Annotated in this window: 13 protein-coding genes; 7 read left to right on the forward strand and 6 right to left on the reverse strand. The window is 66.0% G+C overall.

Going from position 1 to position 16580, the window contains the following annotated elements:
- Positions 1-50: 50 nt before the first annotated feature.
- The 5 genes from bcsA (at position 51) to greA (ending at position 7730) form a co-directional block, all read left to right on the forward strand.
- Positions 51-2219, forward strand: coding sequence for a UDP-forming cellulose synthase catalytic subunit (gene bcsA, locus Q9316_RS03655; protein WP_306033891.1), 2169 nt, complete (start codon positions 51-53; stop codon positions 2217-2219).
- Complete coding sequence (locus Q9316_RS03660; RefSeq protein ID WP_306033892.1) at positions 2216-4558, forward strand: cellulose biosynthesis cyclic di-GMP-binding regulatory protein BcsB; 2343 nt, start codon at positions 2216-2218, stop codon at positions 4556-4558. Before bcsA ends, Q9316_RS03660 begins: the two co-directional genes overlap by 4 nt.
- A 158-nt stretch (positions 4559-4716) precedes the next feature.
- Positions 4717-6885: a cellulose synthase gene (locus tag Q9316_RS03665; RefSeq protein WP_306033893.1), complete on the forward strand. Its 2169-nt coding sequence runs from the start codon at positions 4717-4719 to the stop codon at positions 6883-6885.
- A gap of 95 nt (positions 6886-6980) precedes the next feature.
- On the forward strand, positions 6981-7190 hold the full coding sequence (locus tag Q9316_RS03670) for a hypothetical protein (protein WP_306033894.1): 210 nt from the start codon (positions 6981-6983) through the stop codon (positions 7188-7190).
- Between the two features lie 57 nt (positions 7191-7247).
- On the forward strand, positions 7248-7730 hold the full coding sequence (greA, locus tag Q9316_RS03675) for a transcription elongation factor GreA (RefSeq protein ID WP_306033895.1): 483 nt from the start codon (positions 7248-7250) through the stop codon (positions 7728-7730).
- 50 nt (positions 7731-7780) lie between these two features.
- Here the strand turns inward: greA and Q9316_RS03680 are convergent, their stop codons facing one another.
- The 5 genes from Q9316_RS03680 to Q9316_RS03700 form a co-directional block, all read right to left on the reverse strand.
- Entirely contained in the window at positions 7781-9175 is a 1395-nt protein-coding gene (locus Q9316_RS03680; RefSeq protein WP_306033896.1) for an amidohydrolase family protein, read from the reverse strand.
- 105 nt (positions 9176-9280) lie between these two features.
- Positions 9281-10138 (reverse strand): LysR family transcriptional regulator, encoded by an 858-nt coding sequence (locus Q9316_RS03685; protein ID WP_306033897.1) that lies wholly within the window; start codon positions 10136-10138, stop codon positions 9281-9283.
- A gap of 114 nt (positions 10139-10252) precedes the next feature.
- Positions 10253-11491: a saccharopine dehydrogenase family protein gene (locus tag Q9316_RS03690; protein ID WP_306033898.1), complete on the reverse strand. Its 1239-nt coding sequence runs from the start codon at positions 11489-11491 to the stop codon at positions 10253-10255.
- A gap of 35 nt (positions 11492-11526) precedes the next feature.
- Complete coding sequence (locus tag Q9316_RS03695; protein ID WP_306033899.1) at positions 11527-12627, reverse strand: carboxynorspermidine decarboxylase; 1101 nt, start codon at positions 12625-12627, stop codon at positions 11527-11529.
- Between the two features lie 119 nt (positions 12628-12746).
- The gene (locus Q9316_RS03700; RefSeq protein WP_306033900.1) at positions 12747-12977 is read right to left on the reverse strand and encodes a hypothetical protein; all 231 of its coding nucleotides are present in this window, start codon (positions 12975-12977) and stop codon (positions 12747-12749) included.
- Between the two features lie 173 nt (positions 12978-13150).
- Here Q9316_RS03700 and Q9316_RS03705 point away from each other — a divergent pair, with 173 nt between their 5' ends.
- Positions 13151-15370: a heavy metal translocating P-type ATPase gene (locus Q9316_RS03705; protein WP_306033901.1), complete on the forward strand. Its 2220-nt coding sequence runs from the start codon at positions 13151-13153 to the stop codon at positions 15368-15370.
- Positions 15367-15948 carry an SCO family protein gene (locus tag Q9316_RS03710; protein WP_306033902.1) on the forward strand — a complete coding sequence of 194 codons (582 nt, stop codon included), beginning with the start codon at positions 15367-15369 and terminating at the stop codon, positions 15946-15948. Before Q9316_RS03705 ends, Q9316_RS03710 begins: the two co-directional genes overlap by 4 nt.
- Here Q9316_RS03710 and Q9316_RS03715 read toward each other — a convergent pair.
- The gene (locus Q9316_RS03715) at positions 15945-16361 is read right to left on the reverse strand and encodes a MerR family transcriptional regulator (protein WP_306033903.1); all 417 of its coding nucleotides are present in this window, start codon (positions 16359-16361) and stop codon (positions 15945-15947) included. The two genes, Q9316_RS03710 and Q9316_RS03715, sit on opposite strands and share 4 nt — an antisense overlap.
- Positions 16362-16580: the final 219 nt, after the last annotated feature.

Genomic DNA, 16580 nt, shown 5'->3' on the forward strand with positions numbered 1-16580 from the left:
CGTAATGTCCGACCGATACGTGCCATGATGGCGACGGCGAAGGACGGTGAATGAGACATACCGGCACGATCATCCTGTGGGCGCTCGTCTCCGCTCTCGTGATCCTCGTGATCACCCTGCCCATCAATCTCCAGACCCAGCTCATCGCGAGCATCGCCGTCGTGACCTTCATGGCGGTGATCAAGGTGCTGCGCGCCGAGGGCATCTGGCGGCTCATCGCGCTCGCCTTCGGCACCGCGGTCGTGCTGCGCTACGTCTACTGGCGCACGACGAGCACGCTGCCGCCGCTGAACCAGCTCGAGAACTTCATTCCCGGCTTCCTGCTCTATCTTGCCGAAATGTACAGCGTGATGATGCTGGCGCTCAGCCTCTTTGTCGTCGCCATGCCCCTGCCGCCGCGCAAGAGCCGCACGGCAGAGCAGGGCAGGCTGCCCTCCGTCGATGTCTACGTGCCGACCTACAACGAGGACATGGGGCTTCTCGCCAATACGCTCGCTGCCGCAAAGGCGATGGACTATCCCGCCGACAAGCTCACCGTCTGGCTGCTCGATGACGGCGGCACGGAGCAGAAGCGCAACGCCGCGGCTGTGGTGGAGGCCCAGACGGCCGAGGCGCGGCACCGCGAATTGCAGGCCCTCTGCCGCGATCTCGGCGTCAACTACCTCACCCGCGCGCGCAACGAGCACGCCAAGGCCGGCAACCTCAACAACGGCATGCAGCACTCGACCGGCGATCTGATCGCCGTCTTCGACGCCGACCACGCGCCGGCGCGCGATTTCCTGCGCGAGACCGTCGGTTACTTCGCCGACGATCCCAAGCTCTTCCTCGTCCAGACGCCGCACTTCTTCCTCAATCCCGACCCGCTGGAGCGGAACCTGCGGACCTTCGAGACCATGCCGAGCGAGAACGAGATGTTCTACGGCATCATCCAGCGCGGTCTCGACAAGTGGAACGCCGCCTTCTTCTGCGGCTCGGCGGCGGTGCTGCGGCGCACGGCGCTCAACGAGGCGGGCGGCTTCAGCGGCCTTTCCATCACCGAGGACTGCGAGACGGCGCTGGCGCTGCATTCACGCGGCTGGAACAGCGTCTATGTCGACAAGCCGCTGATCGCCGGCCTGCAGCCCGCCACCTTCGCCAGCTTCATCGGCCAGCGCAGCCGCTGGGCGCAGGGCATGATGCAGATCCTGCGCTTCCGCTTCCCGCTCCTGAAGCGCGGCCTCACCCTGCCGCAGCGCCTCTGCTACATGTCCTCGACGCTGTTCTGGCTCTTCCCGTTCCCGCGCACGATCTTCCTCTTCGCGCCGCTCTTCTATCTGTTCTTCGATCTCGAAATCTTCACGGCGTCCGGCGGCGAGTTCCTCGGCTATACGCTCGCCTATATGCTCGTGAACCTGATGATGCAGAACTACCTCTACGGCTCGTTCCGCTGGCCGTGGATCTCGGAACTCTACGAATATGTGCAGAGCGTGCATCTTCTGCCGGCCGTCGTCTCGGTCATGCTCAACCCCACCAAGCCGACCTTCAAGGTCACGGCCAAGGACGAATCGATCCGGGTGGCGCGGCTGTCCGAAATCAGCCGGCCGTTCTTCGTCATCTTCGCCGTGCTGTTCATCGCCTTCCTGATGAGCGTCTACCGCTTCTACTCCGAGCCGTACAAGGCGGACGTGACCTTCGTCGTCGGCGGCTGGAACCTCCTGAACCTCATCATCGCCGGCTGCGCCCTCGGCGTCGTCTCCGAGCGCAGCGAGCGGGCGGCGAGCCGGCGCGTCACCATCAAGCGCCGCTGCACCTTCATCGCCGAGGGGCGTGAATACCCCGCCACGCTGGAGAACGTCTCGGCCAATGGCGCGCGCGTGCAGGTATTCGGGCTGGAAGGTGAGGCGCAGACGGGCAGCCGCGCTGAACTGCGCTTCACGCCCTATGGGGGCGATCACGAGGAAGTCTTGCCGGTCGATATCCGCAATGTCGAAAATCTCGGCAATGTCGTCGCCATCGGCTGCCGTTTCATGCCCGAAGAGGCCCGGCACCATTCGCTGGTCGCCGACCTCATCTTCGCGAACTCCAACCAGTGGAGCGATTTCCAGGTCTCGCGCCGCTACAACCCCGGCCTGCTGCGCGGATCGCTCTGGTTCCTCGGCGTCGCGGTCTACCAGACGAGCCGCGGCCTGCTCTATTTCCTGCGGAGCTTCGGCGGCGGCAAGAAGGAGGCCGCACCGTGACGCGCCTTCGCAAGCTGCCGCTCCTCGGCCTCGCGCTCGCCCTGTCCGCCTCCGTCGCCTTCGCGCAGGAGCCCAGCGTGCCCTTCGACATGTCGGGCGAACGCCCGGCCGTCGAGACGAAGCCCGCGACGGGCGGCGACCAGCCCGTTACCACGCAGACGAGGGAGCCGGAGAAGAAGGCGGCGACGCCCGACACCACCGCGCGGCGCTACATCATTCCGGCCGCATCCCTGCTGCTGGAAGGGGAGGTCGCCAGCCAGTCCTTCCCGGTCTTCCTCACCAAGCAGCAGGCGACGAGCGCCACCGCGATCAGCCTCGGCTATTCCAACGCCGTCGTGATCGCGCCTGAATCCTCCAGGCTCACCGTCATCGTCAACGACGCCGTCGTCGGCGAACTCCCCGTGCAATCGGCGGAGGGGACCAGGGACGTCCGCTTCGAGATACCCGCGGGCCTGCTGCGGCCCGGCATCAACCGGGTGACGTTCAATGCCGTACAGCGCCACAGGACCGACTGCACGATCCGTTCGACCTACGATCTGTGGACGGCGATCGACCCCGCGCGCACCTTCCTCACGGTCGAGGCCGATCCGAGCGGCCGGTTGCTTACGACCGACGACATCGCCGCCATCGGCCTCGGCCCGACGGGCCAGACGAAATTCGTCATGGTCGTGCCGGAAATGGGCCAGCCCGCCGCCACCAACGCGCTGATGCGGCTGAGCCAGGGCCTTTCGCTGATGGCGAAGATGCCCAACCAGACCTTCGACGTCGTCGACACCCTGCCGGCCAAGGCCGGGGCGGGCGAAATGACCGTGCTGGTCGGCACGGCCGGCGACCTTGCGGCGCTGCTGCCGGGCCTGCCCGCGACGGCGCGCTCTTCCGCCGTCGCCACCTTCGTCGACGCGCCGGCCGGCGACCGCAAGATCTTCGTCGTCAGCGGCCCGGACTGGCCGTCCATCGAGGGTGCGGTCGAGGGCATGGTCTCGCCCGTCGACCGGCCGATCGGCGTGACGCGCGAGGCGCTCAGCGTGCGCCAACGCAACGCAGCGGACATGCCGCTCCTGACCGGCGAGACGTCGCTGACCTTCGCCGCGCTCGGCGTGCGCACCGGCGAATTCAGCGGCCGGCGCTTCCGTACCGGCTTCGATATCGGCATCCCCTCGGATTTCTACGCCGATGCCTATGGCGAAGCGATGCTGCTGCTCGATGCGGCCTATTCCGCCGAGGTGCTGCCGGGCAGCCATATCGATATCTACGTCAACGGCAACATCGCCTCGACCTTGCCGATCACCAATCGCAATGGCGGCATCTTCCGCCACCTGCCGATTCGCGTGACCATGCGGCACTTCCGTCCCGGCCCGAACCGCATCGACATCGAGACCGTGCTGATGACGCAGGCGGACAAGGTCTGCGCCCCCGGCGCCAGCGCGCTGGAGGAGCCGCGTTTCGCGCTGTTCGATTCGTCCGAGCTCCGCACGCCGCGTTTTGCGCGGATCGCCCAGTTGCCGAACCTCGCCGCGCTCTCGGGCACCGGCCTGCCCTATAACGGCCAGGTCGATCCGACCGCGCTCTATCTCGACCGCCTCGATGCCGACACGCTCTCGGCGAGCGCCACCTTCCTCGGCAAGCTGGCGGTGGCGAGCGGACGTGCCCTGCAGGTCCGGCCGGAAGCCTCCGCGCTGGCGATCGGCGAGCGCAACGCCATCCTGGTCGGCACCATTTCGCAGCTTCCCCCGCTCGTGCTCGGCCAGACCCACATTGCCGGCGAGAGCGCGTCCTCCTGGGGCGCCAAGGCCGGCGACGGCCAGCAGGGCGCAACGCAGGAGGCCTTCAACGAGTGGCAGTCGCGCGTGCGCGGCGGCTCTTGGCGCGGACAGATTTCCGCACTCGAAACCTGGCTGCACGACACGTTCGATATTTCACTTTCCTCGCTTCGCCTCCTGCCCGGCGTGGAGGAGCCGGTTACGCCCGGCGAGGATGCCCGCTTCCTGATCGCGCAGGGCGACAGCCCCGACCAGACGGCGACCTGGACTGTGCTCACCGCCCCCACCGGCGCGGACCTTCGCGCCGGCATGACCGCCGTCGCGCAGGACGATCGCTGGCGCCAGCTCGACGGGCAGGCGAGCCTCGACGGCAAGGGCGCCGAAGCGCTCGACACCCGGCCGGTGAACCGCACCCGTTTTGTCGTCACGCAGCCCTGGAGCTTCGCCAATCTCAGGCTCGTCGCCGCGAACTGGCTGTCCTCCAATATTCTTGCCTATGCGGTGCTGTTCTGCGCCCTGTCGATCCTGCTCGGTATCGCCACGTCGGGCCTGCTGCGCCGTTTCGGCCGGGGTGTCTAGGCTCCTGTTTACTAGCGGTTAACCCTATCGCGCTTTTATCGGGGCTGGTTGGCTCTTCTTGGGGGACGTGGCGACATGTCCCGGCGTTCTTGACGCATGGTGTCGTCACGGTCCAAGCCGGAGCTGGGTGTCATTCGATGTACCGAAGGAAATTCGGGATGAAGTCGATCCTGATGGCGTTCGCCCTCATCTCAGCCGGCGCGGCGAGCGTCGCCGGCCTTTCCTTCGGCGTGCCCGGCGATCTGATGAAGGACCTGCCGCGCCTCGGCACCGGGTCGAATGGGCAGGAATCGGAAAACGGCGGCGTCGAGACGGGCAAGCAGCCGCGGCTGGAGGTGGCACAGCTCGAAAGCGGACAGGCGGTCCAGCCTTCCGGCGGCGCTGAAATCGCTGAGCGCAAGCCGGCCGTCGATGAAAGCGCGCTGCGCTATTTCGCGGCGCGCGGCGATACTGCCCGGCTGAACGCCGAGATCGCCCGCCTGCGCGCGCTCTACCCCACCTGGATACCGCCGGAAAATCCGCTTGCCGTGCCGGAGAACGAGGACCGGCAGCTCGAGGAGATGTGGGCGCTCTACAGCCAGTCGCGCTATGCGGACGTGCGCGCGGCGATCGCCAGGCGCCAACAGGAGGACGCGCAATGGACCCCGCCGGCCGATCTCGTCGAGCGTCTCGACATAGCGGAAAAGCGTGCCGCGCTGGTCGCGGCCTCGAATGCCGGCAAGCCCGAGGAGGTGGTGCGCATCGGTGCCGAAACGCCGAGCCTCCTGACCTGTAGCGACGCCGACGTGCTGTGGCGTGTGGCCGAGGCCTTCTTCAAGACCGACCGCGTGCAGCGCGCCAAGGATGCCTACGGCTACATGCTGGACAACTGCACGGAAGGACCGGTGCGTGTCGCCACCGTGCAGAAGGCCTCGACCGTGCTCGGCTATGCCGACATGCAGGACCTCCTTGCCCGCGAGCGCACCGGGGCGGACGGTGTCAAGGAATTCGAGGCGATCCGCAACGATCTTGCCCGCCGCTTCGTCGGCGAGGGCGACGAGGATCCGGCGATCACCGTCTCGCCCGCCTACCTGAAGATCGTTGAAAAGCTGGTGGCGGACGAGGGGCTTGCCTCCGACGCCCTCCTGCTCGGCTGGTATCACCTGCGGCGCGATCAGAATGCGCTCGCCGAACCCTTCTTCCGCAAGGCGCGCGCCGCCGAGGATTCCGCCTCGGCATCGCAGGGCCTTGCCCTCATCCTGCTCGCGCGCAAGATGCCGGCCGAGGCGGAGGAGGCGATGTATGCCTGGCGCACCTCGTCCGACCAGGCGATGCAGACCTATCTTGCCGCCACCGCCAACCTGCTGGCGCTCGATCCGCTGCCGAAGCTAGAGCCGAAGGTGTTGAACCGCATCGCCGGGGTGACGCTGGAAGAGAAGCATCCGGAGACCGGCGAGCAGTTCGGCTGGTATGCGCTCGCCATGAACCAGCCGCGGACGGCCGAGGAATGGTTCGCTCAGGTCCTGAAGTGGAAGACGGACTACGAGCCTGCCGCCTACGGGCTCGGCGTTGCGCGACTGCGGCTGGAGGATGGCGCCGGCCTTGCCGCCGTCAAGCAGGCCTGGGGTGCTCGCTCCGAGCGCATCGCGCGGCTTGGCGAGGAGGATACCAGTGATGATGCGGCGCCCCTACGCCGCGAGCGCCAGCCGCGCATCGCCCGCACCGAGCGGCGCGTGCCGGTTGAGGAGATGGCCGGAACCCGCGCACGGGTCGTAGAGGAGGTTGCCGTCAGGCCTGAGCGCTCCGAGCGCACGGCGCGGCGGGTGGAAGGCGCCCCGAACTGCCGCACGACGCGCGACCCCAGCGGCCTGTCGCCAGCAAATGCGCTCGCCCTCGGCTGGTGCCTGATGGAGATAAACCGGCCTATGGAGGCGGCGCAGGCCTTCGAGGCGGCGCTTGCCGGCGGAGGAAGCATCCGCAGCGATGCCGCCTATGGCCAGAGCCTTGCCTATTTGCGGGCCGGCCTTACCAGCGAGGCGGCCGTCGCGGCCACCAAGGGCAAGCTCGACAGCCGCCGCGGTGCTGAACTGCAGGTATCGATCCTTACGGACCGGGCCGTCAGCAGCTTCCGGGCGAAGCGCTTTCGCGAGACGCTGGTTTTCCTCGATCAGCGCAGTCAGGTCCGCGCCGAACCGGTCGACCTGATGGTGCTGCGCGCCTATTCCTACAAGAATCTCGGCATGCGGGCGGATGCCTACCGCCTCTTCGAAGCCCTCGGCGAAACCGGCCGGCAGGACGCCATTCGCGCGCTTGCCGAAATGCGCGCCGAGCAGGCCGGACGGCAATAACCGGCCCTTTAAAAAATCGTTCTGGACAAAACGGGGTGGCCGGGAACATCCGGATGAACTGCGAATTTCTCCCTTTGCCTTGAAGGGAGGGCGAGATGAACGAACAGTCCAATATCCAGTTGCATTTCGATGTTCTGAGTTGCCGGGCGCTTCTGTGCTGCGAAGGCCGCGACTATGTTCTGCCCGATACCTACCCGAACCGGGAAGCCGCCGAAGCCGCTGCGAAGAAATTCGCCTGGGAGAAACTCGGCGCGCAGGCCCGCCGCGGGCGCAAGCCGTCCGATCTCGCGATCTGGCTGCGGTAGCATTCCTGTTCGAATTTCCGTAGAGATCGAACGCAGGACAAGATACGGAGTTCGAGCGTGAGCGTCGCATTCGTCAAGGAAGAAAGCGCGGAAACGGCAGCGGAAACCCTGCTGCCGGAGAGGCCCGTTTCACCCCACCCGAATCTCGTGACGGAGGCGGGCCTGAAGGCGCTGGAACGGCAGCTTCAGGAGGCTCGTGAGGCCTTCGAGGCGGCAAACGGCATCGACGACGTCAACGAGCGCCGCCGCCAGACGGCTGGCCCGGCGCGGGACATTCGCTATTTCTCCGAACGTCTGCGCACCGCCCAGCTCATCCCTCCGCCCAACTCGAACGATATCGTCGCCTTCGGCAGCATCGTCACCTTCAACCGCGACGACGGGCGCGTCCAGACCTACCGCATCGTCGGTGAGGATGAGGCCGACCCGAAAGCGGGCTCGATCTCCTACGTCTCGCCCGTTGCCCGGCTGCTGATGGGCAAGGGCGTGGGAGATGTCGTCACGGTCGGAGAGCAGGAGCTGGAAATCGAGAAGATCGCGTGAAGCACGCAATCAGACAATGAAAAGGCCGGCATCGCGCCGGCCTTCTCGTTTTATGCGGTGGCCTTGCTGACGCTTCCCGAAACGAGGCGGCCCTTGTGGAATGTCGCGCTGCGGGCGGGCAGGCGGGCGACGGCCTCGGCCGAGCAGCTTGCGCCGGTCAGGGTGAAGCCGGCCTCGTCGCCGGCCTTCGGCCAGGCGCGGTTGCCGTCGTCGTCGAGCGGCAGGACGCCGCCGGTGGAAATGGCGAGCGAGCGGGAGAGATGGTATTCGTCCGAGCCGCGATAGAGCTGGGCGTACAGGTTCGCCTTCTCCAGCATGTCGCCGCTGCCGAAGGGCGACCAGTGGTCGATCACGCTGTCCGTGCCCGTCATGACGAAGACGCCGGCCTTGGAAAGCTGCGGCAGCGGCATCATCAGCCCGCCGATCGGAACGGTCGAGGCGATGGTGATGCCGCTCGCGGCGAAGCGGGCGGCCATTTCCTCCAGCCGCTCCGGCGAGAGCGTCGTCAGCGCGAAGGCGTGGCTGATCGTCACCTTGCCCTTGAGCGCCGGGTTCTTCTCCACCGTGTCGACCATGTAGTCGATCGCGGCAACGCCCGCCGGGCTCGTCTCGTGCAGGTGGATGTCCACGCCCTTGTTCGTGTCGAGCGCGATCTGGAACATGGCGTCGAGCGACTTTTCCATGGCGCCGTCGACATTGGTCGGGTCGAGCCCGCCGACATACTCGACGCCCAGCTGCATCGCCTCGCGCATCAGCCCGTCCACCTTGGAATGCAACAGGCCGTGCTGCGGGAAGGCGACGATCTCGCAGGCGAAGTCGTCTTCATGCTTTTCGAGCGCCAGCTTCAGGTGTTCGAGGCTTTTCAGGCCGCTCACCGGATCGATGTTGCAATGGCTGCGGGCGACCGTGCTGCCCTTCGATTGCAGGAGGGCGATCAGGCCCTCGGCGCGCTCGACGGAGGTCGGCAGCAGTTGCGGCAGCAGCTTCTCCTCCAGCGCGATCATGTCCATGATCGTCTTGCCCTGGCGCGGGCGCGGGGCCTGCCACGGGCCGCCGTAGAAAGTCTTGTCGAGGTGGATGTGCATGTCGCGCATGCCCGGCAGCGCAAGCTGGCCGCCCGCCTGGTAGGTTGGCAGCCCGGTGGGCAGCGCCGCGCCGGCCGCATGCAGCGCCGCGATCCGGCCGTCCTTGATTTCCAGCGTATGGAGCGCCGTGCGGGTGGCGACGATGACGTCGCCGTCCTTCTCGAAGCCCTCTTCCAGCCGCACGTCGGCAAGGAGGTAGTGGCTGTCCTTCACGGATGTCACCATGGCATCCTCCTTGTTGTCGGCGGCGGCCGCGTGGCTCGCGCCGCCGGAAAGGCCGGCGACGGCGGCTGCGGTGGTAAGTTGGCCGGTGCGGCTCAGAAAGGCCCTGCGGCTCTGCGATACGGCGTGCTGCAACATCGTCTCCTCGTCGTCATGCGTGAAAGGGATGGTGCATTCTAGGCAACGGGTACGCCCCATGGCAGCGACATTTGAGAATGCTGGCTATTCGATTCGCCAATAGGACTAGCGCTTGAGGCCGCAAAACGTAATGAGCCGTTCGGCGAGGTCGAGCGTGATCGCCGCGGCATTGTCGCGATAAAACAGGGCAAGCTCGAAGTCGTCGACCGGCGGCAGGCCTTCGGCCTTGCCGAGAACGCGGTGATCGGGCAGCCGGCAGCTTGCCGGCAGCAGGCTGACGCCGAGCCCTGCGGCCGAGGCTGCGGCGAGCGCCGCCAGCCCGCCGCCGCTATAGCTGACGCGCCAGCGCAGGCCGAGGCCGTCCAGCATCCGGCACAGTTCCTCGCGGTAGAGCCCGTTCACCGGGAAGACGGCGATCGGCACCGGGGACTGTTCGATGGCGGGGTGCTTTTCGCTGTCGAGCCAGAGCAGCGGCTCCGGCCGGGCGGCGCGCGGCAGGTGCACCCGGCGCTGCTTGACCAGCACGAGGTCCAGCTCTTCCTGGAGATAGGCGCGGTGGAGGTCCGGGCTGAGCCCGCTGGTCACGTCGAGCCGCAGGTGCGGATGCGCGCGCTTGAAGGCGGCGAGCAGGTCGACCGTCGGCACGGTGAAGTCCTCCGGCATGCCGAGCCTGAGCACGCCGTCGCGCCACGGCCCCGTCAGCGCGTCGTGCGCCTCCTCGTTGAGCGCGATGATGCGGCGGGCATAGCTCAGGAGCTTGATGCCCTCCTCGGTCAGCCGCACCTCATGGGACGTGCGCTCGAACAGAACCTTGCCGAGAAGCTCCTCCAGCCGGCGCACCTGCTGGCTGACGGTGGATTGCGAGAGCGAGACGCGGTCGGCAGCGCGTGTGAAGCTGCTGGTCTCGCAGACGGCCACGAAGCTGACGAGGAGCTGCGGGCTGAACATGGGATAGCGATTCATTCTTCCGCCGCCGCGTTATGCCATCGAAATGGCGATCGCTTCTTGTAGGGAATGCGGAAGACGCTTCCAAGGGGCGCCGGCCGCGCGAAGGGCGCGGCCGGCGGTTTTCGAGGCTTAGAAGCTGACGGCGCGGTCGCCGTCCTCGTCCTGGATGCGGGTCGGCAGGCCCATGCCGTTGAGCAGGTTGATGAAGGGCTTGGGCGGCAGTTCCTCGACATTCGCCATCTTCTTCACGTCCCATTCGCCGGTTGCGACGAGCATCGCGGCGGCGACCGGCGGAACGCCGGCGGTGTAGGAAATGCCCTGCGAGCCCACTTCCTCATAGGCTTCCTTGTGGTCGGCCACGTTGTAGATGAAGACGGTCTTTTCCTTGCCGTCCTTCAGGCCCTTCACATAGTCGCCGATGCAGGTCTTGCCCTCGTAGTCGGGTGCCAGCGAGGACGGATCCGGCAGGACCGCCTTGACGACCTTGAGCGGCACGACTTCGAGGCCTTCGGCCGTCTTGACCGGCTGCTCGGACAGGAGGCCGAGGTTCTTCAGCACGGTGAAGACGTTGATGTAGTGATCGCCGAAGCCCATCCAGAAGCGCACGTCCGCGCCGTCCATGTTCTTGGCGAGCGAATGCACCTCGTCATGGCCGCACAGATAGGCCTTGCGCTTGCCGACGACCGGCAGGTCGTATTCCTTGCCGATCTCGAACATCTTGTTGGTCTGCCACGCGCCGTTCTGCCAGGAATAGACGACGCCGGTGAATTCGCGGAAGTTGATTTCCGGGTCGAAGTTCGTGGCGAAGTATTTTCCGTGGCTGCCGGCATTGATGTCGACGATGTCGACGTCCGTCACCTTGTCGAGATATTCGTCCTTGGCGAGCTTGGCATAGGCATTGACGATGCCCGGGTCGAAGCCGGCGCCGAGAATGGCGGTGATGCCCTTCTCCTCGCATTCGGCCGCGCGCTTCCATTCGTAGTTGCCGTACCACGGCGGGGTCTCGCAGATCTTGCCCGGCTCCTCGTGGATGGCCGTGTCGATATAGGCGACGCCCGTATCCATGCAGGCGCGCAGCACCGACATGTTGAGGAAGGCGGTGCCGACATTGATGACGATCTGCGCCTTGGTGGAGGTGATGAGCGCCTTGGTGGCCTCGATGTCGAGCGCGTCGAGCGCATGGCCTTCCAGCACGCCCGGCTGCTTCATCGCGTTCTTCTCATGGACCGACGCGATGATCTTGTCGCACTTCGCCTTGGTGCGCGATGCGATGTGGATGTCGCCGAGCACGTCGTTGTTCTGGGCGCATTTGTGCGCCACGACCTGTGCGACGCCGCCGGCGCCGATGATGAGCACGTTCTTCTTCATGTCGGGGAATATCTCCTTCTATCCGTTCTGCCGCCTCAGGAGAGGCTTGTCTCATAGTCCGCGTAGGTGAATTCGCGGACGGTGTTGATGCTGCCATCGAGCTCGCGGATGGCGATCGCCGGCATTTTCACGCCATTGAACCAGTTCTTCTTGACCATCGTATAACCGGCCGCATCCTGAATGGAGATGCGGTCGCCGACCTTCAGTTGTTGCTCGAAAGCGAATTCGCCGAAGATGTCGCCGGCCAGGCACGACTTGCCGCACACCATGTAGCGGTGCGGTCCCTTGTTGGGGGAGAGCTTGGCGCTCTCGCGGTAGATCAGGAGGTCCAGCATGTGGGCCTCGATGGAGCTGTCGACGATGGCGAGATCCTTGCCGTTGTTCAGCGTGTCGAGCACCGTCACCTCAAGCGTGGTGGACTTGGTGATGGAGGCTTCACCCGGCTCCAGATAGACCTGGACGCCGTAGTCGCCGGCAAAGCGCTTCAGCCGTTCGGCGAATTGTTCCAGCGGATAGTTTTCGCCGGTGAAGTGGATGCCGCCGCCAAGGCTCACCCATTCCGCCTTCTTCAGGAGCGGCGCGAACCTCTCCTCGATCGTGCCGAGCATGCGGTCGAAGAGGTCGAAATCGCCGTTCTCGCAATTGTTGTGGATCATGAAGCCGGAAACGCGGTCCATCACCGCTTCCACCTGCCTCACATCCCATTCGCCAAGCCGCGAGAAGGGGCGGGCGGGGTCTGCGAGGTCGAAGCTGGAGGAGGAGATGCCCGGATTGAGGCGCATGCCCCTGACGATGCCGGCCGCCCTGTCGGCGAAGCGGTCGAGCTGGCCGATCGAGTTGAAGATGATCTTGTCGGCGTGGCTGACGACCTCGTCGATCTCGTAATCGGCATAGGCGACGGAATAGGCGTGCGTTTCCTTGCCGAAGCGCTCGTGGCCGAGGCGCACCTCGTTGAGCGAGGACGAGGTCGTGCCGTCCATGTAGTCCCGCATGAAATCGAAGACCGACCAGGTGGCGAAGCATTTCAGCGCGAGCAGCGCCTTGGCGCCGGAGATTTCGCGCAGCAGCGCCACCTTCTCCATGTTGGCGAGAAGCTTCGACTTGTCGATCAGGTAGTAGGGCGTGGTGAGGGACATGAGGGTCCTGTCTTCTTGCGGTGGATGGGGCGGTGCCGGCATGCCGGCAGCACGATAGCAACGCCGGCAGCGGAGGCGAAAACCTCCTGCTTCAAGCGGCTGGAACGGAAAAGCCGATGTTACGGTATCGTCGTCCGGGCACGGCGATGTGACAGCGCCTTTGCGCTGTCGCCATGCTTGAGCGGGAAAAGGGCGGGCAGGCGCGGCGTCTTCGCCGGGCGCACGAGGCCCGGCGGCGAAACGGCATAAAAGCCTGACCGTGCCGCTGAGGCACCCATCAAAAAGCGTTCTTCCGTTCGGGGGGCGTCGATCGAGCCCATCCCCGATTGGAAGAGGGCGTCGCAAGACATGGCGTCCTCCCCAACCAGCAGATGAAACCTGCAAATAAGTGGGCGCTGTCTAGCACAGGCACGCGGCGGATTTCAATGCGGTAGTTCGTCCGTATTTTTTTCGGCTGTGGCTCTTGCACCTCTAGTCGCTAGAGGTCGTAGAACATCCTCACGAGACTGAAGAGGATTTTTCGATGTCGGATGTGAAAGAGACGCGTTTTCGGGTGGAGGGTATGGATTGCGCTTCCTGCGCCAGCAAGATCGATACGGCCGTGCGCCGCATGCCGGGGGTTTCGGACGTATCCGTCTCCGTCACCGCCGGCACGATGCGCGTGCAGCACGGCTCGACGAGCGATCTCGACGCCATCCGCCGCAAGGTTACCGGCCTCGGCTACACGGTGACGCCGGGCGCGGCCCTCGCCGCTGAAAAGCATGAGCACGGCCCGGCCTGCAACCACGACCATGACCACGGGCACGATCACGCCGGCCACGACCACGAGCCGAAAGCAGCCGCTGTCGAAGGACTGCACGGCCACGATCACGGTCCGTCCGAAGGTCCCTGGTGGAAGGGCAGGAAGGGGCGCCTGACCATTCTTGCCGGTGCTTCGCTGGTGATCGCCTATGGTATCGGCCATCTCTTCCCAGCAATTGAGACCTACGCCTTCGTCATCGCCATGTTCGTCGGCCTCGTGCCGATCGCGCGCCGCGCCATCATGGCGGCGCTCGCCGGCACGCCTTTCTCCATCGAGATGCTGATGACCATCGCCGCCGTCGGCGCGGTCATCATCAACGCCACGGAGGAGGCGGCGGCCGTCGTCTTCCTCTTCCTCGTCGGCGAGCTTCTGGAGGGCGTCGCGGCCGGCAAGGCGCGCGACAGCATCCGCTCGCTCTCGGCCCTCGTGCCGAAGACCGCGCTTCTCGAAGAGGAGGGCCGCACCAAGGAGGTGCCGGCGGAGCAGCTTGCCGTCGGCGCCGTCATTCTCGTGCGCCCCGGCGACCGTATTTCCGCCGACGGCACGATCCTCGAGGGGGAGAGCGCCATCGACGAGGCGCCCGTCACCGGCGAAAGCACGCCGGTGCGCAAGGAGGCCGGCGACACGGTGTTCGCCGGCACGGTGAACGGCGATGCGGCGCTGCGCGTGCGCGTCACGGCCGCCGCAGCCGACAACACCATCGCCCGCGTCGTCAAGCTCGTCGAGGAAGCGCAGGAATCGAAGGCCCCGACCGAACGCTTCATCGACCGCTTCTCGAAATATTATACGCCCGGCGTGGTCGTCGTCGCCGCGCTCGTCGCGATCCTTCCGCCGCTCGTCTTCGGCGGCGTCTGGAGCGAATGGGTCTACAAGGGCCTCGCCGTGCTGCTGATCGGCTGTCCCTGCGCGCTCGTCATATCGACGCCCGCCGCCATCGCCGCCGCCTTGTCCGCCGGTGCCCGCCGCGGCCTGTTGGTGAAGGGTGGAGCGGTGCTGGAAGGCCTCGGCAAGCTCACCGCCATCGCCTTCGACAAGACCGGCACGCTGACCGAGGGCAAGCCCAAGGTCACCGACATCGTCGCCTTCTCGGAGCCGGCCGGTGAGGTGCTGCGCCTTGCCGCCGCGCTGGAGGCCGGCTCCAGCCATCCGCTGGCGCTCGCCATCCTCGGCAAGGCGGCGGAGGACGGCGTGGTGCCCCCGGTCGCAAGCGGTTCGCGGGCGCTTGGTGGCAAGGGCGTCACGGCGACCGTCGAGGGCAGAGACATTTTCCTCGGCTCGCCGAAGGCCGCCGCCGAACGGGTCGCGATTACCGAAGAGGTAACGACCGTCACCACCGCGCTCAACGACGACGGCAAGACCGTTTCCCTGCTCATCGTCGACGGCGTGCTCGCCGGCGCCATCGCCATGCGCGACGAGCCGCGCCCCGATGCCGCCGCCGGGCTCAGGGCCCTGAAGGATGCCGGCATCAAGACGATCATGCTGACGGGCGACAATGCCCGCACCGCCAAGGCGGTCGGCGCCGAACTCGGCATCGAGGTGCGCGCCGAACTGATGCCGGAGGACAAGCAGCGCATCGTCGGCGAGCTCCAGCGCGAAGGTTTCGTCGTCGGCAAGATCGGCGACGGCATCAACGACGCCCCGGCGCTCGCGGCCGCCAATGTCGGCATCGCCATGGGCGGCGGTACGGACGTGGCGCTGGAGACGGCGGATGCGGCGATCCTGCACGGCCGTGTCGGCGACGTCGCGCTGATGACGGACCTGTCGAAGCGCACCATGCGCAACATCACGGAAAACATCTTCATATCGCTCGGCCTCAAGGGCGTCTTCCTGGTGACGACCGTCGTCGGCATCACCGGCCTGTGGCCGGCGATCCTCGCCGATACCGGCGCGACCGTGCTCGTCACGTTGAACGCGCTACGCCTGCTGCGGCCGATCAAATGATGCGGCGCAGGACTGTTGTCGCCCTTGCCGGCAGTTTTCTTGCCGGTGCCGCGATCGTCACAGTGACGGTCGCGGCAAAGGCGCCGCCCCCCGGTGCAGCAAGGCAGCGCGCCTTCACGCTTCAGACCGTCGACGGAGCGCCCTTCCGTTCGGCCGATCTGGCGGGAAAACCCTATCTCGTCTTCTTCGGCTTCACCCATTGCCCGGATGTCTGCCCGACCGCGCTCTTCGAGCTGACGGCCCTCCTGAAGGATATCGGCCCGGCCGCGGACCGAATCACGCCGCTCTTCATCTCCATCGATCCGGAGCGGGACGCCGCGGAGCTTCTGAAGCTCTACATGACCTCCTTCGATCCGCGCATCGTCGCGCTGCGCGGCGATGCCGTCCAAACGAAAGCGGCGGCGGATGCCTTTTCGGCTTTCTACAGGAAGGTTCCGACGGCCTCGGACAGCTACACGATGGAGCACACGGCCGGACTCTTCCTCATCCGCGCGGACGGCCGGCTGCAGGGCATGCTCGACATGCACGAGCCGCGCGAAACCCAGCTTGAGAAGCTGAAGCTGCTGGCGGGCTCCTAGTCGTGCTCGTCGTGGCAGAGATCGTGGTTGGCGAGCGCGCGTATGACGTAGCAATCGCGGATCTGGTCGGTATGGCAATGGCTGGTGATGCGCTCCAGCTCGGCCTCCAGCTTGCGCAAGCGTTCGATCTTGCGCCGCACCGTGGCGAGCTGCTCGGCGGCGATGCGGTCGGCGTCGCGGCAGGGGCGCTCGGGATGCTGGCTGAGTTCGATCAGCTCGCGGATGGCGTCGATGGTGAGGCCGAGGTCGCGGGCATGGCGGATGAAGGCGAGCCGCTCGCGCTCCTCGTTGGAATAACGCCGCTGGTTGCCCTCCGAGCGCTCGGCATGGGAAAGCAGGCCCATCTGCTCGTAGTAGCGGATGGTCGGAACCTTGACGCCCGTGGCCTTGGAAAGATCGCCGATCGTCAGCATCGCTTTGCCTCATCAATGAACTGCACCACAGATGTGCCGGGCGCATCGGCAAATCAAGTTTTCTTTGCTTCTTCTTGCCACTGGACGGCTTCGAGCAAGCTTTTGACGTTTTTTTGTTCGTCCTGTGATCGCCGGACGAAAGAAAGCCGCAAATCTGGTCTTGAAGCTCAAGCAGCTTGAGCGTTTATGCTTCGCCGAAATGAAAGCCCCGGATTCGGG

The organism is Shinella zoogloeoides, from assembly GCF_030733845.1.
In the GTDB taxonomy this organism is placed as follows: domain Bacteria; phylum Pseudomonadota; class Alphaproteobacteria; order Rhizobiales; family Rhizobiaceae; genus Shinella; species Shinella zoogloeoides_C.